This is a genomic window from Paenibacillus sp. MER 180 (assembly GCF_023713665.1).
GTDB lineage: Bacteria > Bacillota > Bacilli > Paenibacillales > Paenibacillaceae > Paenibacillus_B > Paenibacillus_B suaedae.
Genome location: NZ_JAMAVT010000005.1, coordinates 422108 through 446180, shown reverse-complemented (window position 1 = coordinate 446180; position 24073 = coordinate 422108). Strand labels below are relative to the sequence as shown.

Below are 24073 nucleotides of genomic sequence, written 5' to 3'. Positions count from 1 at the left end.
GGCTTTTCACCTAACGAGTACCGACGAGCTTCATAATAAAGATACCTCAGCTCTATTCATATGAGCTGAGGTATCTAAACTAACCATTTTTGTTTTTTAAACTGTCCACTTGACAGGGAGCACTTCACAGCAGCTTACCTCGTCTTTTTTACAGCTTACTTTGTTATTCATACAGCATAGTGTCGTTCATATTTACTCTGCACCAATCGTTATGTATGCTGATGCTGCACGAATGAAGCAGAGGAGGCTTGGATTTGGATGATAGGAAACATCATATTGATTATTGCAGCAGTTTGTGAGATATCATTTGCAGTATTCCGCATTTGTACAAAGTCATATCAGAAAAAGATCAAAGCTTTGATAAGGATTGGCGCTTTTGCAGCATTCCTAATTTTCACATTGGCTTCGGTCATTGAGTGGAGCTTCCGTTGGATGGGACTTGGACTGCTGCTGCTTGTCTGGGCGCTACTTGGAGTATGGACGCTCATACGCAGCAAAGAGGAACACAAAGAATATAAAAGAGGCCGCGTTATCAGGAATGCAGTTGGTATGTTTATGCTCGTCGTCATTGCTGTAACTCCTGCTCTCGTATTTCCGCAGTATCATTTGCCCCCAATTACGGGGAAGTATCAAGTCGCAACCGCATCATATACCTATGTTGATAAAAATCGTATCGAACAATTTACAGACACAGGAGAAATTCGGCACGTCAATGTTGAGTTTTGGTATCCTGAGCATGCAGACGAAACCTATCCGCTGTTGGTATTTTCTCCTGGTGCATTCGGCAGCAAAGGAAGCAATATCTCAACCTATATGGAGCTTGCGAGCCACGGGTACGTAGTATGCGCTATCGATCATCCATTTCATTCTTATTATACGGCATCTGAAGACGGAAACAGGACATTCATCGATTCGGGATATATGAAGGAAGTCAATGACTCCAACAAGGGCAAATACACGGTAGAACAAATGTATGGGCTTATCCAAAAATGGATGAAGCTGCGTACGGATGACATGAATTTTGTAATCGATACGATTGTGGAAAAAGCAATAACGAGCAGTGACAAGGTGTATCCGCTAGTGAATACTCAAAAGATAGGTGTGTTTGGACACTCCATGGGCGGAGCAGCAAGCGCTTGGCTTGGCAGGGAGCGTGATGATGTTGGCGCCGTTGTCAATATCGATGCCCCAATGTTTAGCGAGCTCATATACAACAAGGAGACCGATGATTTTGCGGCAAGCAACCAGCCCTATACGACTCCACTTCTTAATATCTATTCTGACGGTGTGTGGGTACAGCTACTACAGCACAACAGCAAATCCCCTTATGCAGCTAACAAGGTTATTGATAAAAACGGTAAAGTCGTGCATACCGTCCATTTCCAAGGAGCGGAGCATATGAGTCTTACCGACCTGTCTCTCATTTCCCCGCTAATATCCAATATGCTGCAGGGCGGCAGGGTGGCGGAGATTGATCCCTATTACTGTCTTGAAACGATGAATCATATTCTAGTACAGTTTTTCGATTGCTATCTCAAAGGGCAGGGCAGCTTCACATCTGCTGGGACATATTGACGGGCAAATCACTCTTAACTATTTCGATCCTCAACTTTTATCTTTTTTTCATATTGCGTTACAGATTGTTTGTGCTATAATAATTGTCGAATGGATGACCCATTCACGTCATGCACAATAGAAGAAGTTATAGACGATGGAAGTTTGGTGCAAATCCAACGCGGTCCCGCCACTGTGATAGGCCGAATGCTCGGTCTTAAGTCAGGTCTTTTGTCTAGTAACTTTGCCAGGCCAGTCATTTCGAGGCGAAAGTGACTGGTTTACAAGTCTAGTGACGATTGCGCCTCGCTAGGCTTTTTTATATTTTCTTGGAGGCTGTCGACAACGCAGTCGAGTCAGCCTGGTGGTCGCCGCCGAAAATACAAAGATGTACAAGCTGGGCAAGCGGGACGTTTTTCAACGAAGAAGAACCAAATGCACAATGATGTGCATGTCCCACCTTTTTTCTTATACAGATTTGTCGTAATGATGAACTCGATTATATTGAGGTTGACGCCTGTTTGCGTTACGATGTACAGTATAGATGATAATTGAATGATAAGTTGCACAATGGCGTGCACACGACATAACAAGCAAAGAGGCTTTTTGAAGGGATCCATCCCTTTGAGAGGCCTCTTTTTTTGTTGCAACTACTCGTTGGAGGTGCTTTACGTGGATAAACTTTCGATCAAAGCCGATCTCTATATGGGGCATGGCGCGCTGGATCGTCTGATGGAATGGCGTAATAAGCGGATTTTCATCGTTACCGATCCATTCATGGTCAAGTCAGGGATGATCAACATGGTATTCGATCGGCTGCATGAGAGCAATGAGCAATATATTTTCAGCAATATCGTACCTGATCCTCCTGTTGAAATCGTAACCGAAGGTGTTGAGGCATTGGGTGCGTTCAACACAGATTTAATCATTGCAATTGGCGGCGGGTCTGCGATTGATGCGGCTAAGGCGATGAAGCTGTTTGCGCAGAAGCTTCTGAACCAGCAGGAGATTCCATTCGTGGCAATCCCGACGACAAGCGGGACGGGCTCCGAGGTGACATCATTTTCGGTAATCAGCGACAAACAGAAGAACATTAAATACCCACTCGTATCCGATGATATGCTGCCGCAAGAGGCGATATTGGATCCGGAGCTGGTTAAGAGTGTGCCGGACTTCATTACGGCAGATACTGGAATGGATGTATTGACGCATGCGATTGAAGCTTATGTGTCTACAAAAGCGAATGATATATCCGATGCGCTTGCCGAGAAGGCAATTAAGCTGGTGTTTGCTTACTTGCCACGTGCATATAAGGATGGTGGAGATTTAGAAGCACGTGAGAAGATGCATAATGCCTCCTGTATTGCGGGCATGGCATTTAATATTACTTCGCTGGGGCTTAACCATGGCATTGCGCATGTCGCTGGAGCCAAATTCAAAATTGCGCATGGCCGCATGAATGCGATGCTGCTCCCGCATGTTATTGAATTCAATGCGAATTATAAGCCAGGCTATGGCAGGGAAGAGAGCACAGCTTCAGCGGTTCGCTATGCAGAAATCGCGAAAAGCTTGGGTCTATCCGCACCGAATCCGAAGAGCGGTGTACGCAGCTTGGTGCAAGCTATCAAGCAGCTGCAGAAGCAATTGCAGATGCCGCAGACGCTGAAGGAATGCGGAATTGAGAAGGCGCTGCTGGACGAAATGAGAGAGTCGATTGCTGAAGGTGCGTTGAAAGACGGCTGCACAGCGACGAATCCTCGTGTACCAACAACTGGAGATGTGGCTGAAATTTTGAACAAAATGTTTCAATCGTAGGTTTGCGTCGAATTTTGTCTGAATGTGTATTGACAACGTTTGCAGTATTAAAATATAGTAAAGGTAACACAACGGCGTGTTGCATACAAAACCAAGCAAAGAGGCTTCTTAAAATTCCTGTGTGAACTTTTAAGGGGCTTTTATGTTTTTTTACAGCAATTTCACGTGTTTCTGACATGAGAGTGAGATGATGGTATGGAGCAACACACTGAGAAACAACGCGTTATCCAAGAGTACGTGCCTGGTAAACAGGTCACGCTGGCTCATATTATCGCGAATCCGAACCCTGATATCTATAAGAAGCTGGGATTAGGGAATGACGCACATGATTCAATCGGAGTCATGACGATAACACCAAGCGAGGCTTCCATTATTGCAGCGGATATCGCGACGAAGGCGGCTGGCGTACAGATCGGCTTCGTCGATCGCTTCAGCGGATCACTCGTCATTACAGGCGATGTATCCTCTGTCGAATCTGCTATAAGTGAAGTGCTGTTTGGACTTCAAAATATTTTAGGCTTCTCAACTGCTGCGAACATAACGAGAACGTAGGTGAAGAAGCTGATGAGAAAAATTATTTTCGCCGGAAGTACCGGTTCTGGCAAGACGACACTGTGCCAATGGCTGCACGGTCAAGAAATTGCCTATAAAAAGACGCAAGCGATTGAAAGCTTCGACCAAGCGATCGATACGCCGGGCGAGTGCATCGAGAACCGATATTTATACAAGATGCTGCTCGTAACCAGCGTAGATGCTGACGTAATCGGGCTTGTGCAAGATTGCACGAAGGAAGATAGCTACTTCCCACCGGCCTTCGCAACTGTATTCGCCAAGCCGGTCATCGGCGTGGTGACGAAGGTGGAACTGGCCGAGTCGCAGGAGCAAATCGCACAAGCGAGAGCTCATCTGCAGGCGGCTGGTGTGGAACAGATATTTGAAGTCTCGACGATAGAGAATGTGGGAGTGGAGGCGCTTCAGCAATACTTGGAAGCGTAAACGGCTGATTCTATTATTACAAGAGGCGCAATACCAATAGACAAGCAAATAACGGCAGACAATGAGGTGCATGACACATGAATGGAAAAATTGTAATAGTCGACGACGAACCTATTACAAGAATGGATATTCGTGAGATGCTCGAAGAGGCGGACTACAATGTAGTAGGCGAAGCTTCCGATGGATTTGAAGCCATCGAATTATGTAAGAAGCATCTGCCTGACCTCGTCATCATGGATGTTCAAATGCCCATCCTCGATGGGCTCAAGGCTAGTAAACGAATCTTAACAGAGCAGCTGGCAGGAGGAATTCTTCTCCTGACCGCCTTCAGCGACAAGCAAACTATCGAGAAAGCCTCGGCTGTCGGTGCGCTTGGCTATCTGGTAAAGCCGCTTGATGAAAAGTCGTTCATTCCCATGGTGGAAGTGACCATTGCCAAAGGCAAGGAAATACGCAAGCTGGAGCAGAATCTATCGAAGCTGACGCAGAAGATGGAAGAGCGCAAAGCAGTGGAGAAGGCGAAAGGGATCTTGATGAAGGAAAATGGCTATACCGAAGAGGAAGCCTATCAAACCCTGCGCAAATTAAGTATGGATAGACGGTGTCCGATGATTGAAATCGCAACCACGATCGTCATGTCCTATGATTGATTTCAAAGAACGAATCAAGCAGCTGTGCAGACTCCATACGGGGTTGTCTGAATCGGATATGGCGTGGATATGCGAAATTGCGGAGTCTTTTGAACATACCGAGGTGCAAGACGATGTGTTCATTGATGTACTGTCCAGTGTATCGAACGAGGCTATCGTCGTATATCATCGCCGTCCGAGCGAACGACAGTCCTTGTATGAGCGTCCAGTTATGGGAGAGAAGGCGCTGCGCGAGAATGAGCCGGGTGTTCTGAGAACACTGGAGACTGGCATTATGTCACAAGGTCTCGTTGCCAACACGCAGGAGAATCATCTTGTTCGGCAGACCGTATATCCGATGAAAAATCAAAATGGCGTCATCGCGGTCGTCATATATGAAAAAGATGTGAGTGACAATATTCAAGCTCACTTCAATATGGCGGGTGCGCCGTATGAAGATGGCGAGATGTCTTCTATGCTGACGGCTATGCTTCGCTTCAAGGATTCGCTTATCAATCAGTTAGAGGACGCTGTTCTCGTGTTCGACAAGCATGGATTTTTGAAGCTCAAAAATAAGCAGGCAGATGCGTATTATAGACAGCTTGGTTATTTGGAGGATATACAAGGCTTGCATTATGACAATTTGTCGCTCGATCAGACGATGTTCTCCGAGGTGATGAAGCAGCATTCATCTTCGCCGTGTTGTCCATTGACGACAGATGTGAAGGCTGCGGGCCGTTACTTCCAAGTAAAGCGGCTATTCATTGAGGAGAAGGATCTGTGCGTAGGCGTCATTCTGCACGATGTAACCGAAATTAAGGACAAGGAAGCAGAGATCATCTCGAAGTCGGTAGCTATTCGTGAAATTCACCACCGGGTGAAGAATAATTTGCAGACGGTGGCGTCCCTGCTGCGCATTCAAGGCCGACAATGCAAGAGCCCCGAGGCTAAGAAATGTCTGGATGACAGTGTCAGTCGGGTATTGGCAATTGCGGCAACTCATGAATTGCTATCAACGGAAATCGATGCTCAGGTAGATCTGCTCGATGTCATACGGCTCATAGCATCGAACATTGAGCGCTGCTTCGTCCATTGCCATGCTGTCGGTGTGAACATCTCTTCAACGGACAGTATTTGCTTAGATAGTGATCGTACCGTAGATATCGCGCTGATTGTAAGTGAGCTGCTGCACAATAGCTATGAGCATGCGTTCGAGGATTGTACGTCTGGTGAAATCACGATCACGGCGCAAGTTGAAGGAGGTCTTGTTACCGTCGTTGTTGCAGACAACGGAACAGGATTCGTGGTAGAAGAAACTTCTCGCAAGAGCTTAGGGCTGTCGATTGTTCGCAGCTATGTGAAGGATAAGCTGAAAGGGAAGCTCACGATTGCATCAAGTGATAAAGGCACGGCTGTTACATTTACGTTCAAAAAATAAATATTCGAACTACAAGGGCGTAGTTTTAGAAGCAAAGAGGCTTAAAGTCAACCATATCCGGTGTGAATCGGAAGTGGTGCTTTAAGCCTTTTTTTGTTCGAATGTATCGTGATGCGATACAGGAACTATGCCCAGTGGAATTACACGGAAATCAATCGGTGGGGGTGAGGAAAGTGGAAGAACAATTGCTGAGTGTAGGCATCGATATGGGGACTTCTACGACACAGATTGTGTTATCGAAGCTTCACATTCAGAACATGGCATCTTCCTTCACAGTGCCGCGATTGGTCATTACGGACAAAGAAGTTGTATATCGAAGCGATATTTGCTTCACGCCTGTAATGGAGGACAATCGCATCGATATGCAGCAGATTCAGGTGTTTATTGAAGAGCAGTATGCGAAGGCTGGCATTCGCAAGGAAGATATTCAGACAGGCGCCGTCATTATTACGGGGGAAACAGCTCGCAAAGACAATGCCAACGAAGCGGTTCTGTCGCTAAGCGGTTTCGCTGGAGATTTCGTAGTTGCGACGGCTGGTCCGGATCTGGAGAGCATTATCGCTGCGAAAGGTGCAGGTGCCCATACGTATTCCAAGGAGCATTCGACTTCCATCGTCAATATCGATATTGGCGGAGGTACGAGCAATCTGGCGCTATTCGCTAGCGGCGATCTCATCGATACAGGCTGTCTCGATATCGGTGGACGACTCATCAAGGTGGATCAAGCCACACATGAAGTGACGTACATTGCACCGAAAATTAAGCAGCTGGCAGAGCGGAGAGGCATTAAGCTCGCACTCGGTCAGCAAGTTACTCCAGCCGACTTGGAGCCGATTATCGGAGAGATGGTCAAGCTGCTCGAAGAGAGCGTTGGCCTGAGGCAGACAGGCGACTTCTATAACACGATTATTACGAATAAAGGGATTAAGCTGGATCGTTCGATTCCGTGCATTTCTTTCTCCGGCGGCGTAGCGGACTACATTTATGAAGAGGCGACGGGCGATGTGTTCCAGTACGGTGACATCGGCATCTTGCTCGGCCGTGCCATCGCAGCGTCTCCGCTTACGACGCAAATGACAGTAGCCCGATCGGCTGAGACCATCCGAGCAACCGTAGTTGGAGCAGGATCTCATACGACGGAAATTAGCGGCAGCACGATTACGTACACGGAAGAGAGCTTCCCGATTAAGAATATTCCGATTCTGAAGCTTGCTGCTGCAGATGAGTCGGGAAGCAGTGGGACGCTGGCGCAGGCGATTGCCGACAAGCTGAATTGGTTCAAGCTGAACAACGATCTGCAGCGGGTTGCGATCGCATTGGAAGGGAAGAAGAGCCCCAGCTTCCAAGAGGTTCAGAAATATGCGCAAGGGCTGTATCAAGGCATGTCCGAGCTGCTGGAGCGGGATTACCCCCTCATCGTGATCGTCCATCACGACATGGCGAAAGTGCTGGGACAGACGCTGTACGCCCTGCTTGACTACAAGAAGGATGTTGTCTGCATCGATAGTGTTGTGGTTGATAACGGCGACTATATCGATATCGGCAAGCCGATTGCGAATGGCAAGGTGCTGCCAGTCGTCATTAAAACCCTCGTATTTCATTAGAGGAGGTTCAAAAATTTCGATTTTGATCACGAAGTGATACTGGTAGTGACTCGGCATCGAACATTGCGTTCACTCTCGAAATCCGCTGCTCATGTAGTCTTGACTACACTGCGCTGCTCTTTCTTCGAGTTCTCACAATCTTCTCGGTGCTGAAAACCGAACTTTTTGAAGTTTTATTATTAAGACAAATTGATTATGAGTTGGAAGGAGGAGCTTTTGTGATTTTAAAAACGAAGTTGTTTGGCCGCGTGTATCAGTTCAGCAGCCTTATGGAAGTTATGGCAAAAGCAAACGAGGAAAAATCAGGGGATACACTGGCTGGGCTGGGTGCTACTTCGTCTGAAGAGCGTGTAGCTGCGAAGGTAGTGCTCTCCCAAATTAAGCTGTCTGATCTGCGCAACAATCCAGCCGTTCCTTACGAGGTGGATGAGGTTACCCGCATTATCCAAGATGGGGTTAATGAACGCATTTACAGTGAAATTCAAAACTGGACGGTTGAAGAGCTGCGTGAGTGGATCTTGAATGAGAACACGACTGAAGCTGACATTAAGCGCGTATCGCGCGGGTTGACAGCCGAAATGATTGCAGCGGTTGCGAAGATTATGTCCAACCTTGACCTGATGTACGGTGCGAAGAAGATTCGCATTGAGGCTACTGCCAATACGACGATTGGCCGTGCAGGTACGTTGTCCGCACGTTTGCAGCCGAATCACCCGACAGATGATCCGGATGGAATCATGGCTTCCCTTATGGAAGGCTTGACCTTCGGTATCGGGGATGCCGTACTTGGTCTCAATCCAGTTGACGACTCTGTTGAGAGTGTAACGCGTGTATTGAAGCGATTCGAGGAATTCCGTCAGAAGTGGGAGATTCCAACGCAAACTTGCGTTTTGGCTCACGTTACCACGCAAATGGAAGCGGTGAAGCGCGGCGCGCCGACAGGACTTATCTTCCAATCGATCGCCGGCTCTCAAAAAGGGAATGAAGCATTCGGCTTCAACGCCGACACGATTGCGGAAGCGCAGCAGCTTGTCTTGCAGCACGGGCAAGTAGCAGGGCCAGACGTCATGTACTTTGAAACAGGGCAAGGCTCGGAGTTGTCTTCCGAAGCGCATCACGGCATTGACCAAGTGACGATGGAAGCGCGCTGCTACGGTTTTGCGAAGAAATACAATCCATTCCTAGTCAATACTGTTGTTGGATTCATCGGACCTGAGTATCTGTACGATGCGAAGCAAGTCGTTCGCGCCGGCTTGGAAGATCACTTCATGGGCAAGCTGACAGGCGTCTCCATGGGTTGTGATGCTTGCTACACGAACCATATGAAGGCTGATCAGAATGACTTGGAGAACTTGGCTGTTCTCTTGTCCGCAGCAGGTTGTAACTTCTTCATGGGCATCCCGCATGGCGATGATGTCATGCTTAACTATCAGACAACAGGCTATCATGAAACCGCGACGCTGCGTGAATTGCTTGGCTTGCGTCCAATCCGCGAGTTCGAACAATGGATGGAGAAGATGGGCTTCATTGAAAATGGCAAGTTGACGAAAAAAGCCGGAGACGCATCAGTGTTTCTTAAGTAGGGAAAGGAGGAAGCTCTCATGAACGAAAAAGATCTGAAATCGATGATTGAATCGATATTGAACGAAATGGTAGGAAACGAGACGGAGCCAGCTGCAGAAGTAGTGAAGGAAGTCGTCACGAAGGCAGTGGAAGTGACTGCTCCGCAAGAGGGAAAAACGGAGTCTGCTGTAGGTGGTCTAGTTCAAGCTAGTATGCCAGCAGACGAGCAAGTGGACGAGGGCGAATGTCTGGATGATATTACAGATATCGATCTGCGCAAGCTGCTGCTCGTTCCTGATCCGGAAGACCGCGAAGGCTACTTGAAAATGAAAGAAAAAACACCTGCACGCCTTGGCGTGTGGCGTGCAGGCCCGCGATACAAGACACTTACGTCGCTGCGCTTCCGCGCTGACCATGCTGCCGCTCAAGACGCCGTGTTTTCCTACGTGTCTGAGGACTTCGTGAAGGAAATGAATCTTGTGCCGATTGCAACAAAGTGTCAGGACAAGGATGAATATATTACGCGCCCTGACTTGGGGCGCCAATTCTCGGATGAAACGATTGCGACGATTAAACAGCGTACGACCAATCAGGCGAAAGTTCAGATTATGGTTGGCGATGGCTTAAGTTCCGCCGCGATTGAAGCCAATTTGCGCGACATCATTCCATCCATCACGCAAGGTCTGAAGATGTACGGTTATGAAGTCGGCAATATCTTGTTCGTTAAGCATTGCCGCGTTCCTTCGATGGATGTCATCGGCGATGTAACAGAAGCAGATGTCGTATGCCTGCTCGTAGGAGAGCGACCAGGATTGGTAACCGCAGAATCGATGAGCGCCTATATCGCATACAAGCCGACGGTAGGTATGCCGGAAGCGAGACGTACGGTTATCTCCAACATTCACTCAGGCGGTACGCCTGCGGTTGAAGCGGGCGCGCATATTGCGGAGCTGATCAAGACGATGATCGACCGCAAAGCATCAGGTATTGATTTGAAACTGTAGCGTTCATTCCAATGTCGTTCACTAATCACGACATGTTGAACACGCAATTTATAAGCTATCGCAAGGAGGAAGGCACGTATGAGAAACGAACCGATTCATGCAACGGTGCTCGGCATGAAGCTCATTTCCAACGTAAGCCTGGATATGGCAAGCAAGCTGGAGCTGAAGCCGCACCATAAGAGCTTAGGTATTATTACTGCTGACATTGACGATGTCACGTACGTGGCATTGGATGAAGCGACAAAAGCAGCAGCCGTAGATGTTGTCTATGCAAAAAGCATGTATGCCGGATCGGCCAATGCTTCAACGAAGCTGGCAGGCGAGGTCATTGGTATTCTGGCAGGACCCAATCCAGAAGAAGTGCGCAGCGGCATGAGCGCCGTTGCGGATTTCATCGAGAGCGGAGCGCATTTCGTGAGTGCAAATGAAGATAACAGCATTACGTATTTCGCTCACTGTGTATCCCGTACAGGAACGCACTTATCCGAGACAGCAGGCATCAAGGAAGGAGAAGCGATCGCTTACTTAATCGCTCCTCCACTTGAAGCAATGTATGCACTCGATGCAGCACTGAAGGCCGCAGATGTGACAATTGCCGCTTTCTTCGGACCACCTTCCGAAACCAACTTCGGTGGTGCATTGCTTACGGGCAGTCAATCGGCCTGCAAGGCAGCATGCGATGCGTTCGCAGACGCTGTCCAATTCGTCGCAGACAATCCGACGAGTTATTAAGGTAACGGGCGATGAGAAATAGTGCATTAGGATTGGTTGAAGTTAGGGGATATCTCGGAGCAGTCGCTGCGGCAGATGCCGCTTTGAAGGCAGCAAGCGTTACTTGTATCGGTGTAGAAATCATCAATGGTGGATTGGTAACGGTGAAGCTAGATGGTGATGTCGGAGCTGTACAAGCTGCCGTTGAAGCGGGAGCAGAGCTGGCCAAGCAGCTGGATGTACTCGTCACTCGTCATGTGATTGCTCGCATGCATGAAGAGACAGCAGCAATGGTTGCGACTCCTGATACTCCTGATGACGAAGGCGACAATCACTGTCAGGTTCAAGAGAGCGACAGCACGAGTCAAAAAGAGCAAGGCGAGGCGGAGCTCGTATCTGAGATTGCGGCTGTACATGAAGCCGTAACAGATACGAAAGAAGCTAAGGATGTTGCAAATAAGTTCGCTGCAACGAGCATCAACGAAGCTGACGAGAAGAATTTCAGAAGCGAAAAGCATGATGCTTCGGATGAAGTTTCGAAGTCGGTCAAGCTAGAGTCGACCGAAGGAAGTAACGATGCAGTTGCTGCAACTGGCCAGGAACGCATTCCTGCAATCACGGATTCCGTGAACGCAATTCAAGCAGATGAAGCTCCTGCGGCTGAGGATGCTAATGTTAAGGAAGAAACTGTTGCTAAGTCTGAAAAAGTAGCTGCTCCGAAGGTTTCGCAAGCGAAAGCAGAATCAACTGCTGCTAAGGCTTCCAACAGTACTGTTGAAAGTAAGGAAAACGCTGGCATAACGAAAACCGCTCATGCTTCGAATTCTGCGGGTTTGAATACGTCAACTGTTGGCGACAAGCAGAAGCAAGCTGGAACCGGAAATGGCGGCGCTGCACGCGTAAAGCCAGTGCCTTCACCAGCCGCGAAACGGAGCAAAAGCACAAAAAAAGCAAGTTCGTAAAAAATGGAGTAGAGAGAAGGAATATTGATGGAAACATTGGATAAAGACCTGCGATCCATTCAAGAAGTCCGTGATCTGATCAAGAAAGCGAAAGAAGCACAAGCCAAGCTTGCCGTCATGACGCAGGAGCAGATTGACGCAATCGTCAAGGCAGTAGCGGATGCTGGCTACAAGCATCGCGAGAAGCTCGCGAAGATGGCGAATGAGGAAACTGGCTTCGGCCGTTGGCAGGATAAAATCATCAAGAACTCATTTGCTTCGAAGCACGTGTATGCATCGATCAAGGACATGAAGACAGTTGGCGTGTTGAAGGATGACAAGGCACATAAGGTGATGGAGGTAGCGGTTCCAGTCGGCGTTATTGCGGGCCTGATTCCGTCTACGAATCCAACATCGACAGTTATCTACAAGGCGCTCATCGCGTTGAAAGCTGGGAATAGCATTGTGTTCTCTCCACATCCGAACGCGCTCAAGAGCATTTTGGAAACAGTGAAGGACATTAGCGAGGCAGCTGTGCAAGCAGGTTGTCCGGAAGGTGCCATCGGCGTCATGACCGTTCCTACGATCCAAGGTACGGATCAATTGATGAAGCACAAAGATGTTGCCTTGATTCTTGCAACTGGTGGAACAGCGATGGTCAAAGCCGCTTATTCCTCCGGTACGCCGGCAATCGGGGTTGGCCCAGGCAACGGCCCTGCCTTCATTGAGAAGAGTGCGAACATCCCGCTTGCAGTCAAGCGCATCATGGATTCCAAAACGTTCGACAACGGCACAATCTGTGCATCCGAACAATCCGTTGTTGTGGAAGCATGCAGTAAGGATGCGGTAATTGCGGAATTTAAAAAGCAGGGGGCTTACTTCCTTTCCAAGGAAGAGGCAGCACAGCTTGGCAAGTTCATTATGCGCGCCAATGGCACTATGAACCCGCAAATCGTCGGACGCAGTGTGGAACATATCGCGAAGCTCGCGAACCTGAGCATTCCAGCAGATGCACGCGTGCTGATCGCAGAAGAGACACAAGTTGGACCGAAGGTTCCATACTCTCGCGAGAAGCTGGCTCCGATTCTTGCCTTCTACACAGAAGACAGCTGGGAAGCGGCATGCGAGCGCTGCATCGAGATTCTGCATGGCGAGGGTGCAGGCCACACGATGGTCATTCACTCCGAAAATGAAGAAATCATTCGCGAGTTCGCATTGAAGAAGCCAGTATCCCGCTTGCTTGTGAACACACCGGGTACACTTGGCGGTATCGGCGCAACAACAGCAATTGCACCGGCGCTTACGCTGGGATGCGGTGCCGTTGGCGGCAGCTCGACATCCGACAACATCAGCCCACTTAACCTGCTTAACATCCGCAGAGTCGCTTATGGACTTCGCGAGATGGAAGATTTGATGGAGCAGGAGCAGCCTGTGGCTCAGCAAGATAAATTGGCAAGCCTTAATTTGGGAGACAAAGAAGAGCTGATCGGCATGATCGTCGCTCGTATTCTCGAAAAACTGTAAGTTGATAGATTCATGAGGATTCCTATTTATTTGTTTCACAACAATGGTAACTCAACATTTTATATACAACTAATTCTAATTTATTGACTACTAGGAGGAATTTTATTATGGCAAACGCAAACGCATTGGGAATGGTAGAAACTAAAGGTTTGGTAGGCGCAATCGAAGCAGCAGACGCAATGGTAAAAGCAGCTAACGTTACATTGATCGGCAAAGAGCAAATCGGTGCAGGTCTCGTAACTGTAATGGTTCGCGGCGACGTAGGCGCAGTTAAAGCAGCTACAGATGCAGGTGCGGCAGCAGCAGAACGTGTTGGCGAATTGTTGTCCGTACACGTAATTCCAAGACCACATTCCGAAGTGGATGCAATCTTGCCTAAGACAAAAACAGTAGAGTAATTCGGATTCCGGACGAGTCTATTGAAAGAGATGAAGCAGGATGCTGGCGTTAAGCTCGGCATCCTGCAACTCATCTATCGTGATGAATCGGCTTGTTCAAGCCGAGATGATTGGCGTTAACGAGATGGATTTGAACAACACGCATTCGCACGAGAAGGATGTGAGAACATGGCTCTGATTACGGAAAGCGAACTCCGCAAGCATTTTCGAAACCAGAATTTGAAGGATGTTGCCGTATATGAGACGGCGGCAGGTACAATTCTAACGCCGTCGGCCAAGAGCTTCTTGACCGATCACCAGATCGAACTCCGATATGTGACGGCTCCTGAACCTGGGGCGAATACGGCCACGGTGGAGGCACCGTCGGCGACTAAGGAAGTTAAACTGCAGATTACGAAAAACTTGGATGTCGAACCTGCGACAGAAGGCAAGAAGCGGTTTCGCACGCTGTATGGCGGTTTTTTGGAAACGAAGCCGGAGCATATGACCCATTTATATGGCAATATGCTTGTATTCAAGGATCATCCACGGATCCTCTTCCGCGGGAAGTTGGATTCATTGGAAACAAAATTATTAGAAGCGCAAATTAGCTGCTTCAAGTTGAACATGACCAAGCTGGTCGATGATTTGGAAGAAATCCTGCAATTCGTACGGCGAGTCGTGCGGTGCGAGGTACTGAGTGAGAGCATTGAAGAGTTTCATTTGCTTGGGATGACAGCGAAGGAACTGCGAGAGCAATCTCATTTTCCTAAGAAGTACTTTGGATTGGAACATTTTCAACCCAGCTATGAAATGGGCGAAGCGGTTGTTGTTATAAATGCGTTGCGCACATTGACAAGGGAGACGGAACTGTTGGCTTATCAGGCCTTCAAGAAGGAGCATGGCGAAGCAGATCGCGAGGATATTATCCGTTCGCTGAACCGATTGTCCTCCTTGTTCTGGATTATCATGTTCCGTATCCGTGTTGGACACTACGATAAATGAGGTGAAAATGGTGGATAACCAACTGGTAGAAAGCATTATTAACGAAGTGGTGAAACGTGTGCAGAATGAAGCCTGCTTCGAGGTGGAAGCATCCGGCAAGCATGTGCATTTGAACCGGGAAGCGATCGATGCGTTGTTCGGCGAAGGCTATCAATTGACGAAGGCGAAGGATTTGTCTCAGCCTGGGCAATATGCCTGTAAAGAACGCGTTACACTAATCGGTCCGAAGGGCTCTCTGCATAACGTAGTCGTGCTCGGCCCTGAGCGCAAGGAATCTCAAGTGGAGGTATCACTGACAGATTCTGTTGTGCTTGGTGTGTCTGTACCTGTAAAAGAAAGCGGCAAGCTGGAAGGAACTCCGGGCATCGTGATTGCTTCTGGCAGCAACATGATTCGATTGGAGAAAGGACTCATCGCTGCACAGCGCCATATTCATGTGAAAGCTGAGGATGCTGAGAAGTTCAACGTGAAAAATGGCGAGATCGTACAGGTGAAAGTGTATGGCAAGCGCCCGCTTATTTTCGACGATGTGCTTGTACGTGTCAGCTCCAACTATGAGACTTACATGCATATCGACTATGATGAGGCAAATGCATGCGGCTTTGCGAAAGGGACGAAGGGCATAATTGTAAAGCAGAGCATCTAGGTTTAGGAGTGTGAAAAAATGAACATAGAAGCTCAAGACCGGGCTGCAATCATTGAAGCCGTAGCAGCAGAGGTAATCAAAAGACTAGGGCAACAGGACAAGAAAGAACCGATTGCAGCGAGAAAGCAAGCGGTTCTTCTATCCATGGAAGCGGTACCGGAATTGGAGAGCGTACTGAATTCGCATGTTGACGTTCATTATTATGATGAGACGCTCAGAGATTGTGATGTATTAATTATTCCGAAGCTATGCATTCAGCTGCTAGCCAATCTCGCTAACGGCATAAGTGCAGGCCCGCGCGAACGATTTGTCTTGACGATGCTGCTTAAGGGGCGAGAGGTTATCGCACTCGAAGAAGGATTGCTGTATCGCAAATACAAGTCGACGGCACCTGTACTGTTGTACAAGATGTATGACGAGTTTGCGGCAAAGCTTAGTGCTTACGGCATTCGGCTGGTAAAAGAGCAGGATCTTCCTGCAGCCTGCCTAGAGAATGGCAATGTCTCTGGAAAACTGCAAGTTGGACAACAGCCATTGGCTTCAACGGAAGATAATCGGGTTGAATCCGTAGTAAGCGACCTAGCGTCTCACGCGCTAGTGCTGAATCGCAAGGTTATTACGGAAGCGGAATTGAAGAAGCATCGTCTGCATAACGGAAAAGAAATTGTCATTGATCGGCACAGCATCATTACACCGCTCGCGCAAGACTACTTGCGCATGCAGAAGATGCAGGTGCACAGAAGATAACGGCGGGGTGAAGCTATGATCGTGGGACAAGTTACGGGAAGCCTGTGGGCGACCCGCAAGGACAACAAGCTGAATGGTCTGACCTTCCTGGTGGTCAAGCCGTTATCGAATCATGATGAACCCGTTCAGCGTGATTACTTCGTCGCGGCAGATAATGCAGGAGCGGGCATCGGTGATACTGTGCTCGTGACAACGGGAAGCGCAGCCCGTGCATCATTCACGAACTCAGACATACCGGTCGACGCGGTTATTGTCGGCATTGTCGATTCCATCGAGGTATCTCATGACTAGTGCAATCGGTGTGATTGAGCTGCGCAGCATAAGCAAAGGCTATGAGACGGCTGACCGCATGCTGAAGACATCTCCCGTCAGCGTGCATCATATGAAGCCGATCTGCCCGGGGAAGTTCCTCATTATGATGAGTGGTGACACGGCAGATGTTCAGGCTGCGATGGAAGCAGCCCGAGCGGAAGCAAGTGATTTCCGTATTAGCGATTTCGAACTGCACGGTGTTCATTCCGAAGTCGTCGAGGGGCTGAAACGCAGCAACGCTTCACTACCTGTGGATGCACTTGGAATTGTGGAGACTTCTACAGTGTCTTCCGGTATTTATGCACTGAATGAAGCACTGAAGCAAAGTGACATTCACGTGAAGAAAATGAATCTCGGCATGGCTATCGGCGGCAAGTTCCTCGCCGTATTCACGGGTAGTGTGAGCGATGTCGAGCAGGGGATGAAGGTGTTCGTATCCTCCATGGATCAAAAGCGGATTATACATTATTCCGTGATACCTTCCCCATCCGAAGAACTCAAACAACACTTCCGATAGGTAGTTTAAAAAGCTCGCTTTTGATCACGAAGTAAAATTGAAAGCAACTCGGCATCGAATCTTGCGTTCACTCTTGAAGTCCTCTGCTCATGTAGTTTAGGCTACACTGCGCTGCTCCTTACAAGTTTTGCAACGCAAAACTCGCTACGAAAGCATAGGCTTCGAGTTCCCGCAACCTTCTCGGTGCTGAAAACCGATCTTTTTAAACGTGATTGAAAATAGGTAGTTTAAAAAGCTCGCTTTTGATCTTAGGTATGAATGGAGGAGCACGTTCGTGGAGATTAATGAAATCATCATTTACGGCATGGTTATCTTCATGATTCTCGGTGCGATCGACAAGTGCATCGGGTATAAATTCGGATTGGGACACCAGTTCGATGAGGGTATTATGGCAATGGGGTCGCTTACACTAGCCATGGTGGGGATTATCTCTCTGTCCCCAGTATTGGCCAAGGTGCTAAGTCCGGTGGTCGTACCGCTGTACAGTGCGCTCGGAGCAGACCCGGCAATGTTTGCCACGACGCTGTTAGCCAACGATATGGGCGGGTTCTCACTCGCACAGGAATTGGCGCAGACGCCGGAAGCGGGATTGTTCGCAGGTACGATTCTAGGCGCCATGCTCGGGCCAACAATCGTATTCATTATTCCAGTCGCACTCGGCATTATTAAGAAGGAAGACCAGAAGTACTTGGCAACCGGCGTATTGGCTGGTATAGTTACCATTCCTCTTGGTTGCTTAATCGGGGGATTGGTGGCAGGTTACTCGATTTCAATGATTTTGACCAACCTAGTTCCAATCATCCTGTTCGCAGTGCTGATTGTGTTAGGTTTATGGAAATTCCCGAATGGAATGATTAAGGGCTTCACGATCTTCGGTCAGTTCATCGTCATTGTTGCGACGCTTGGACTTGCGGTTGGTATCACGCAGCAGTTGACCGATATTACAATCATTCCGGGACTTGCACCGATTGAAGAAGGAATTAAGATCGTTGGCGACATCTCCATTGTATTGGCTGGTGCTTTTGCGATGGTATTCGTCATTACGAAGGTATTCAACAAGCCGCTTATGAAGCTGGGCAAAATGCTCGGTATGAACGAGATTGCTGCAGCGGGCTTGGTAGCAACGCTTGCTAACGTTATCCCGATGTTCGGTATGATGAAGGATATGGATGTGCGCGGTAAGGTCATCAACGTTGCATTTGCTGTCTCTGCCGCATTCGTATTCGGCGATCACCTCGGCTTTACGGCTGGGGTTGCGAAGGAAATGATCTTCCCAATGATCGTCGGCAAGCTTGTAGGTGGTATTACAGCGATTATCGTCGCTATGTTCTTGGCCAAAAAGTTGGCACCCGAACCGGAGCAGAAGGAAGAGCTTCCGGAATCGATCTAATGAATGGTATGGGCACTCTATCTCTCTATTTTATGTATATGGGCATGATATAAATTGTTTTGAACTCTTCTTTAGGTGTAATGCCTAAGAAGGGTTCTTTTTTTGATATTGGTTAGGGAAATTACTAACTCGGAGCCATACAATGTGGACAGTGGTGTGTCGGAAAGTGAACGTAATCGGGTGCATGAATGAAATCTCATGCACCCGAATTAAGGATATTTAGTTGTTTCTCATGACATCAATTAATCTTTTTGTCCAGCTAAAGTCTGTTTTTGTAATTGTATTATCTCCGTATACTTTTCCATCTCTATCGATGGCATAGATAAACATTCCGCCCTTAGGGCCATCTTTTGGCTGCCAAGCTGCATATTTGTAAGCTCTGCTTGTTTCAAATGGTTCCTGAGCATCACCCCAGTTGGCACCTAATTCTTCTTGAAAAGATATTCCCGGAAGAAATTGATCAGGGGAGATCGTATTTTTATAAGTTGCCCATGTAGTATCTAGTCTACTAGGGGTTCTGCCGTAAGCTTGAAGGAACAAATAGTCACAGAATGGAGCTACTTTTTTGAACAGGCTATGATTGTCTTTGTTTGTATCATAGATAAGCAATTTGCCACTGTTCGACAGTGGTCCTAAACGTTTAGACAGAGCTTCAAAAGTACCAGAAGCTTTTGTTTCTTTGTCTTGTGTTAACGTTTCCTCCATATCAATGTCTAAGCCATCTAAATTGTAGGGAGTTATGTATTTATCAACTAAAGATTGCGCATGATTATCATATTCTTTGGATGTGGGCATTGTACCCATACTAGGAACGTTATATAGCTCCCTTATATCTATCGTGCGTATCACTTTGGTTTGACGTTCGTGTAAGGCAGGCACATATGTATCACGAAGCGTGTCCCAAAATAACTTTTCATTTGTACCTGGGTTAACATAGTGGAAGACAGAAACGATATCGACTCCTTCAGGAATATCTGTCATCGCTGTCACATTAGGGTCTGGGAGAGTTGAATTTGCATCATGAGGCATAGTTATGTCACGCCATGTTCTGTAGTATGCCATCATTACAGGAGATTTTTGACCTTTGGTCAATTCGTTTGCTAAAGAAGTTGAAGGACTAGCTGAAACAATTGAGCCACTCACTAAAGATAAAATTAAAACGGTTGACAAGAGCAACAACATGGATGTTTTTTTCATAAATGATAACTCCCTTTCTTAGATGATAATTTACCAAAATAAAGTAAGCGGTTACATTTCAGAGAAAATCATGTCTTCAGCGCTGTCTTTCATCCCATAAATTCAAAGCCTCCCCAAAGAAGTATTCACGTATTACGGTTTGACTCACCATAGGCGTAAATTCCTGCATCTGCAAAAGTTGAGTCATTACTATTATCGTACAGAAGTACAAAAAAGTGAAGTGAAATCGTAAAATTAATGCTATTTTTTGGATCCAGTTGCCACTATTTCTTCTCCCAAGACCGTTTCATTCGGCGTGAATCCAGTAGTAAAGCCACATTGGCTATAAGGGGGAAAGGATAATATCCCTAGAAATAGGTTAGCCTCAGATTAGTCCGAGGCTTTTTTTCTATCAACTATACAACGTGATTTAGGCATGCCAATCTATTGCTTCTCTTTCAAGGTTCTTCACGAATGAATCCTTCCCGTCCATATAAGCTTCGATGTCATCAGGGTATTGTCGCGCTAGCCTTTCTTTTAAGCGGCCATATCGTGATGCAATGTCGGAGTGTATTCGCAAATAATCCCTTACTGCCAAATGACGATGAATATCTTCCGTGTTATCGAACTGAAATGTATGCACGTGATGGGTTCGATGATCTCCGCCCTTTCTGAAATACCGTCTTCCTTTCATGCCGAACTCGCCCATGCATTCGTAACCGAGTTCCTTCATTTGCTCATTAAAAGAATCGATTCTGGTGATGTCCTTTACAACAGGCATCATATCGATAATCGGTTTGGCTTGTAACCCGGGTACTGAAGTGCTGCCGATATGATGGATTTCGATCAACTCATCTCTGAATATCGCTTTTATTTTTTGCGCTTCATCCTCGAACATACGATTCCAGTTTTCATTATATTTCGTGACGATTACGTTCATCGCTACAGATCTCCTCCTTCGAACCTGTACGTTATGTTGATCTTACTAGCGATCTATTCCTGTAGATATATAATAGGGGGGGATAATATAAGAAGTAAACGATCTGGTCGGTTTCGAAGTAGGAGAGAGCGGAAGAGTAGCATTATATAAATATACTCCGACGAACAGTCTATCGTAACCGAGGGGCTCGTTTTATGTTCAAACGCTAAATCACTCGTAGGAATACTATAAGGCAGATTTCGCAACAAACTGGCACGAAAGAAAGGTTATCTAAACGGGCTAATGTAAGGTGATCCGTCGTGCTCCTCCGGCTTTTCCCAGACCAGACTTGATCGTGACGGCTACTGGGTTGCTGGAAATTGCCAAAGCGCTCGGCATCTTGATCAACGCTTCGCTTAAGTTGACTTCTATATTTTAATGTGGATTAACATGAAAAAATAAATGCCCGATTTTCGGCGGAACTATTTTTCGGAAACGTTATAATCATAACAGTGTTTCGCAATGGCTTCAAAGAATTCAAAACCGTATTAAAAGGAGGAGCAGAATGATACCGACCGACAGGAAACTCGTGTATTACCAGGCGCTTATCGATAAAAAGTCCGAGTATGAAGGCATTTTCTATGTCGGAGTGAAGACAACCGGTGTGTTTTGCCGACCTACATGTCCGGCAAGAAAACCAAAATTTGAAAATTGTGAATTTTATGAGACAGCCAAGGAAGCCCTTCTGGCATCATTCCGACCCTGCCAGCGCTGCCGTCCGCTATCTCATCCGGGCCATGTCTCGGAGCTGGTTCGTAAACTAGTCAACGCGGTGGAAGAAAACCCGGAACACCGCTGGACGGACGAAGACTTCCGAAAATTATCCGTGGATGCTTCAACTGCGCGCCGCCAGTTAAAGAAGAGGTTCGGAATGACTTTTGTTGAATATGCGAGATCTCGGCGAATGGGAATAGCCTTGAAGCATATCCGGGCAGGCAGCACGGTCATAGAAGCGCAGTTGTCCGCAGGTTATGAATCCGGCAGCGGCTTCAGGGATGCGTTTTCGCGCATTATGGGTACAGCACCTGCCGGGCTGGGCAATCAACAGATTTTAAAGGCATCGTGGTTGGATACGCGTCTTGGTCCGATGATCGCAATCGCTGATGAACAAGCGCTATATTTACTCGAATTTATAGACCGCAGAGGATTGGAGCGAGAGATTGAACGCCTGAGAAGGAAGGCAAAATCCGCGGTCATTCCGGGCAGCACAGCGCCGATCAATTCGATTGAAAGGGAACTCAGGGATTATTTCGAAGGTAAGTTAACAGAATTCAAAACGCCAGTGAAATTGCTTGGATCGCCTTTTCAGAAGAAGGTGTGGGAACAATTGCGGCAAATTCCTCCAGGTCAGGCGACTTCGTATGCCGACATTGCCTCGGCGATTGGAAAGCCAAGTGCTTATCGTGCCGTAGCCCAAGCAAATGGAGCCAACCAGATGGCGATTGTGATTCCATGTCACCGTGTTATCAACTCGAACGGCGACTTGGGCGGTTATGGAGGAGGTATATCTCGGAAACAATGGCTGCTTGACCATGAGAAGAATGGGAGCGTGGAGGAGGACATAAGATGATGAAGATCAAGCAGTCGGGCAAGTGGTCCATTTTACTCGTGGTTACACTCGTGTCATTTATTACGAATCTAGATGCTACGATTGTGGTTAACGGTCTCCCTCCACTCATGGAAGAACTGCATCTTTCGATTGGAACGGGAATGTGGACGATCACCTCGTTCTACATTACGAGTACAGTATTCCTCCTTCCTTCTGGCCGATGGTCCGATATGTTCGGTACCAAACGCATTTTTCTATGGGGGTTCGCTTTGTTCACGATTGCTACTGCTTTTTGCGGTATGTCAGACTCCGGCGCAGTTCTAATCGCGGCTCGCCTTCTGCAAGGTACCGGTGCTGCCATGGCGATGGCGGCATCCACTCCGATCTTGATACGGACATTTCCGCCTAATGAACTTGGGGTCGCACTCGGCATTAACAATATCGCATGGGTGACAGGCTCTCTCATTGGTCCTGTTGCCGGAGGTCTACTAATCGGCGAATTTGGATGGCGTTCCATGTTCTACGCGGTCGTTCCGATCGGTATTGTTGGTTTGGTCGCCGGTATTCTAATTCTAAAAGATGATAAATCGAGCGAAAAAACGAAGACTGACTGGCTCGGCGTGTTGACGTACGGAACAGGTTTAACCGCACTGCTTATCGCCTTGTCCGAGGCCCAAACTTGGGGGTGGATATCGGAAAAAACGTTCGGACTGTTCGCAGTAGCGCTGTTCCTTTGGATTATCTTCATCTTCATTGAGAAGAAGGTTAAGCATCCATTGTTTCATTTGGGTCTTTTCGCTTATCGGGAATACTCCATAGGACTTGGAATCACAATGAGCTACTGTATCGGTTATTTCGCCGTCACCATTCTGCTCACGCTGTATATGCAAGCTGCATTACACCTCAGTCCGTTAGAGTCGGGGTTGTTATTGATTCCGCTATCAGTGCCCCAGTTGTTCACAGCCCCACTCGGAGGTAGGCTTGCCGATCGTATCGGCCCTGCAAGAATGATTCTGCTCGGATCGTTTTTTATTGGTCTCGCGCTACTGATGCTTGGACAACTCGGGCCTGAACTGTCGAATATAGCTGTCATTGTTCCGCTCTTAATTATTTCTGCAGCAACCGGACTTTCATGGCCATCACTAGCTAAAGCGGTACTATCAGCCGCTCCACAAGAGCAAGCTGGTTCTGCATCAGGTATGTTCTGGACCGTATACAACATGTGCAGGGCTATTAGCCAAGCGCTTGCGTTAGCTGTAGTTCAATTAGTGGTCAACTCCGATGTTCCTTTAGTCGGGGGTTACGAGTTGGTTCATTCGAAGGAAGTCCTGATTCGAGCTACTAACCTCGGTTTCCGATTCTTCGCAGTCTTTCTCGCACTTGCAGTTGTGCTTGGACTATTTTTACTACGACCGCAGCACAAGACTGCGAGGGAACAAGCAAACACTTACAATAACGAATAAACATACCTCCTGAAATTGAAAAGGCCTAAAGAGTATAGAGGTACAAGTTGGTGAGGAAAGAAAAGACAGAGGGGCTATTAGAACCGAATCAAGAGAAACAGAGATCCTTGGTATGGATTTCGATTTTTATGAC

24 protein-coding genes and 1 riboswitch are annotated in these 24073 nt (G+C 47.5%); of the genes, 22 read left to right on the top strand and 2 right to left on the bottom strand.

Annotation, left to right across the window (positions count from 1 at the left end; genetic code table 11):
* Positions 1–258 precede the first annotated feature (258 nt).
* The 20 genes from M3661_RS11400 to eutH all read left to right on the top strand — a co-directional run bounded on the left by M3661_RS11400 (position 259) and on the right by eutH (position 18773).
* Positions 259–1575, top strand: a complete 1317-nt coding sequence (locus M3661_RS11400; protein WP_251484887.1) for an alpha/beta hydrolase family protein — start codon at positions 259–261, stop codon at positions 1573–1575.
* 112 nt (positions 1576–1687) lie between these two features.
* Positions 1688–1839, top strand: a riboswitch (adenosylcobalamin (AdoCbl) riboswitch).
* A 387-nt stretch (positions 1840–2226) separates the two neighbouring features.
* Positions 2227–3369, top strand: a complete 1143-nt coding sequence (locus M3661_RS11395) for a 1-propanol dehydrogenase PduQ (protein ID WP_251484884.1) — start codon at positions 2227–2229, stop codon at positions 3367–3369.
* 195 nt (positions 3370–3564) lie between these two features.
* On the top strand, positions 3565–3921 hold the full coding sequence (locus M3661_RS11390; protein ID WP_021252539.1) for a BMC domain-containing protein: 357 nt from the start codon (positions 3565–3567) through the stop codon (positions 3919–3921).
* Between the two features lie 12 nt (positions 3922–3933).
* Positions 3934–4365: a EutP/PduV family microcompartment system protein gene (locus tag M3661_RS11385; RefSeq protein WP_065293522.1), complete on the top strand. Its 432-nt coding sequence runs from the start codon at positions 3934–3936 to the stop codon at positions 4363–4365.
* Between the two features lie 77 nt (positions 4366–4442).
* Complete coding sequence (locus tag M3661_RS11380; protein WP_251484881.1) at positions 4443–5015, top strand: ANTAR domain-containing response regulator; 573 nt, start codon at positions 4443–4445, stop codon at positions 5013–5015.
* Positions 5008–6432 carry a sensor histidine kinase gene (locus M3661_RS11375; RefSeq protein ID WP_065293518.1) on the top strand — a complete coding sequence of 475 codons (1425 nt, stop codon included), beginning with the start codon at positions 5008–5010 and terminating at the stop codon, positions 6430–6432. Before M3661_RS11380 ends, M3661_RS11375 begins: the two co-directional genes overlap by 8 nt.
* A gap of 173 nt (positions 6433–6605) precedes the next feature.
* A complete protein-coding gene (gene eutA, locus M3661_RS11370) occupies positions 6606–8036 on the top strand; it encodes an ethanolamine ammonia-lyase reactivating factor EutA (RefSeq protein ID WP_251484878.1) in 1431 nt (476 codons plus the stop codon).
* 218 nt (positions 8037–8254) lie between these two features.
* A complete protein-coding gene (locus M3661_RS11365) occupies positions 8255–9619 on the top strand; it encodes an ethanolamine ammonia-lyase subunit EutB (RefSeq protein ID WP_251484876.1) in 1365 nt (454 codons plus the stop codon).
* Positions 9620–9637: 18 nt separating this feature from the next.
* A complete protein-coding gene (gene eutC, locus M3661_RS11360) occupies positions 9638–10603 on the top strand; it encodes an ethanolamine ammonia-lyase subunit EutC (protein ID WP_251484874.1) in 966 nt (321 codons plus the stop codon).
* Positions 10604–10681: 78 nt separating this feature from the next.
* Entirely contained in the window at positions 10682–11335 is a 654-nt protein-coding gene (eutL, locus tag M3661_RS11355; RefSeq protein WP_021252532.1) for an ethanolamine utilization microcompartment protein EutL, read from the top strand.
* Positions 11336–11346: 11 nt separating this feature from the next.
* Complete coding sequence (locus tag M3661_RS30740) at positions 11347–12276, top strand: BMC domain-containing protein (protein ID WP_285852961.1); 930 nt, start codon at positions 11347–11349, stop codon at positions 12274–12276.
* A gap of 27 nt (positions 12277–12303) precedes the next feature.
* On the top strand, positions 12304–13779 hold the full coding sequence (locus tag M3661_RS11345; protein WP_251484872.1) for an acetaldehyde dehydrogenase (acetylating): 1476 nt from the start codon (positions 12304–12306) through the stop codon (positions 13777–13779).
* A 107-nt stretch (positions 13780–13886) separates the two neighbouring features.
* The gene (locus M3661_RS11340) at positions 13887–14177 is read left to right on the top strand and encodes a BMC domain-containing protein (protein WP_005549798.1); all 291 of its coding nucleotides are present in this window, start codon (positions 13887–13889) and stop codon (positions 14175–14177) included.
* A gap of 40 nt (positions 14178–14217) precedes the next feature.
* A complete protein-coding gene (locus tag M3661_RS11335) occupies positions 14218–14355 on the top strand; it encodes a hypothetical protein (protein WP_155987197.1) in 138 nt (45 codons plus the stop codon).
* Positions 14346–15161: a cobalamin adenosyltransferase gene (locus tag M3661_RS11330; RefSeq protein WP_065293801.1), complete on the top strand. Its 816-nt coding sequence runs from the start codon at positions 14346–14348 to the stop codon at positions 15159–15161. The genes M3661_RS11335 and M3661_RS11330 overlap by 10 nt, the downstream gene beginning before the upstream one ends.
* 10 nt (positions 15162–15171) lie before the next feature.
* The gene (gene eutD, locus M3661_RS11325) at positions 15172–15807 is read left to right on the top strand and encodes an ethanolamine utilization phosphate acetyltransferase EutD (protein ID WP_251484942.1); all 636 of its coding nucleotides are present in this window, start codon (positions 15172–15174) and stop codon (positions 15805–15807) included.
* Between the two features lie 18 nt (positions 15808–15825).
* Positions 15826–16554, top strand: a complete 729-nt coding sequence (locus M3661_RS11320; protein WP_251484870.1) for an ethanolamine utilization protein — start codon at positions 15826–15828, stop codon at positions 16552–16554.
* A gap of 15 nt (positions 16555–16569) precedes the next feature.
* Positions 16570–16845, top strand: coding sequence for a EutN/CcmL family microcompartment protein (locus M3661_RS11315; RefSeq protein ID WP_021252525.1), 276 nt, complete (start codon positions 16570–16572; stop codon positions 16843–16845).
* Complete coding sequence (locus tag M3661_RS11310) at positions 16838–17383, top strand: BMC domain-containing protein (protein ID WP_065293804.1); 546 nt, start codon at positions 16838–16840, stop codon at positions 17381–17383. Before M3661_RS11315 ends, M3661_RS11310 begins: the two co-directional genes overlap by 8 nt.
* Positions 17384–17657: 274 nt before the next feature.
* Positions 17658–18773 carry an ethanolamine utilization protein EutH gene (gene eutH, locus M3661_RS11305; RefSeq protein ID WP_065293805.1) on the top strand — a complete coding sequence of 372 codons (1116 nt, stop codon included), beginning with the start codon at positions 17658–17660 and terminating at the stop codon, positions 18771–18773.
* Positions 18774–18992: 219 nt separating this feature from the next.
* Here the strand turns inward: eutH and M3661_RS11300 are convergent, their stop codons facing one another.
* Together M3661_RS11300 and M3661_RS11295 are read right to left on the bottom strand one after the other, a co-directional pair.
* Positions 18993–19970, bottom strand: coding sequence for an EndoS/ChiA family endoglycosidase (locus M3661_RS11300; protein WP_065293806.1), 978 nt, complete (start codon positions 19968–19970; stop codon positions 18993–18995).
* A 409-nt stretch (positions 19971–20379) separates the two neighbouring features.
* Positions 20380–20889 carry a GrpB family protein gene (locus M3661_RS11295; RefSeq protein ID WP_251484868.1) on the bottom strand — a complete coding sequence of 170 codons (510 nt, stop codon included), beginning with the start codon at positions 20887–20889 and terminating at the stop codon, positions 20380–20382.
* 544 nt (positions 20890–21433) lie between these two features.
* On the opposite strand from M3661_RS11295, the gene M3661_RS11290 reads away from it, so the two are divergent.
* Both M3661_RS11290 and M3661_RS11285 read left to right on the top strand, forming a co-directional pair.
* Positions 21434–22498 (top strand): bifunctional transcriptional activator/DNA repair enzyme AdaA, encoded by a 1065-nt coding sequence (locus M3661_RS11290; protein WP_251484866.1) that lies wholly within the window; start codon positions 21434–21436, stop codon positions 22496–22498.
* Positions 22495–23940: an MFS transporter gene (locus tag M3661_RS11285; protein WP_251484864.1), complete on the top strand. Its 1446-nt coding sequence runs from the start codon at positions 22495–22497 to the stop codon at positions 23938–23940. Before M3661_RS11290 ends, M3661_RS11285 begins: the two co-directional genes overlap by 4 nt.
* Positions 23941–24073: the final 133 nt, after the last annotated feature.

What these genes read in the sequence shown, in the direction of transcription:
- M3661_RS11400 (WP_251484887.1), top strand. Translation starts at nt 259, where the DNA reads ATGATAGGAAACATCATATTGATTATTGCAGCAGTTTGTGAGATATCA.
- M3661_RS11390 (WP_021252539.1), top strand. Translation starts at nt 3,565, where the DNA reads ATGGAGCAACACACTGAGAAACAACGCGTTATCCAAGAGTACGTGCCT.
- M3661_RS11385 (WP_065293522.1), top strand. Translation starts at nt 3,934, where the DNA reads ATGAGAAAAATTATTTTCGCCGGAAGTACCGGTTCTGGCAAGACGACA.
- M3661_RS11380 (WP_251484881.1), top strand. Translation starts at nt 4,443, where the DNA reads ATGAATGGAAAAATTGTAATAGTCGACGACGAACCTATTACAAGAATG.
- M3661_RS11375 (WP_065293518.1), top strand. Translation starts at nt 5,008, where the DNA reads ATGATTGATTTCAAAGAACGAATCAAGCAGCTGTGCAGACTCCATACG.
- eutC (WP_251484874.1), top strand. Translation starts at nt 9,638, where the DNA reads ATGAACGAAAAAGATCTGAAATCGATGATTGAATCGATATTGAACGAA.
- eutL (WP_021252532.1), top strand. Translation starts at nt 10,682, where the DNA reads ATGAGAAACGAACCGATTCATGCAACGGTGCTCGGCATGAAGCTCATT.
- M3661_RS30740 (WP_285852961.1), top strand. Translation starts at nt 11,347, where the DNA reads ATGAGAAATAGTGCATTAGGATTGGTTGAAGTTAGGGGATATCTCGGA.
- M3661_RS11345 (WP_251484872.1), top strand. Translation starts at nt 12,304, where the DNA reads ATGGAAACATTGGATAAAGACCTGCGATCCATTCAAGAAGTCCGTGAT.
- M3661_RS11340 (WP_005549798.1), top strand. Translation starts at nt 13,887, where the DNA reads ATGGCAAACGCAAACGCATTGGGAATGGTAGAAACTAAAGGTTTGGTA.
- M3661_RS11335 (WP_155987197.1), top strand. Translation starts at nt 14,218, where the DNA reads ATGCTGGCGTTAAGCTCGGCATCCTGCAACTCATCTATCGTGATGAAT.
- M3661_RS11330 (WP_065293801.1), top strand. Translation starts at nt 14,346, where the DNA reads ATGGCTCTGATTACGGAAAGCGAACTCCGCAAGCATTTTCGAAACCAG.
- M3661_RS11320 (WP_251484870.1), top strand. Translation starts at nt 15,826, where the DNA reads ATGAACATAGAAGCTCAAGACCGGGCTGCAATCATTGAAGCCGTAGCA.
- M3661_RS11315 (WP_021252525.1), top strand. Translation starts at nt 16,570, where the DNA reads ATGATCGTGGGACAAGTTACGGGAAGCCTGTGGGCGACCCGCAAGGAC.
- M3661_RS11310 (WP_065293804.1), top strand. Translation starts at nt 16,838, where the DNA reads ATGACTAGTGCAATCGGTGTGATTGAGCTGCGCAGCATAAGCAAAGGC.
- M3661_RS11300 (WP_065293806.1), bottom strand. Translation starts at nt 19,970, where the DNA reads ATGAAAAAAACATCCATGTTGTTGCTCTTGTCAACCGTTTTAATTTTA.
- M3661_RS11295 (WP_251484868.1), bottom strand. Translation starts at nt 20,889, where the DNA reads ATGAACGTAATCGTCACGAAATATAATGAAAACTGGAATCGTATGTTC.
- M3661_RS11290 (WP_251484866.1), top strand. Translation starts at nt 21,434, where the DNA reads ATGATACCGACCGACAGGAAACTCGTGTATTACCAGGCGCTTATCGAT.
- M3661_RS11285 (WP_251484864.1), top strand. Translation starts at nt 22,495, where the DNA reads ATGATGAAGATCAAGCAGTCGGGCAAGTGGTCCATTTTACTCGTGGTT.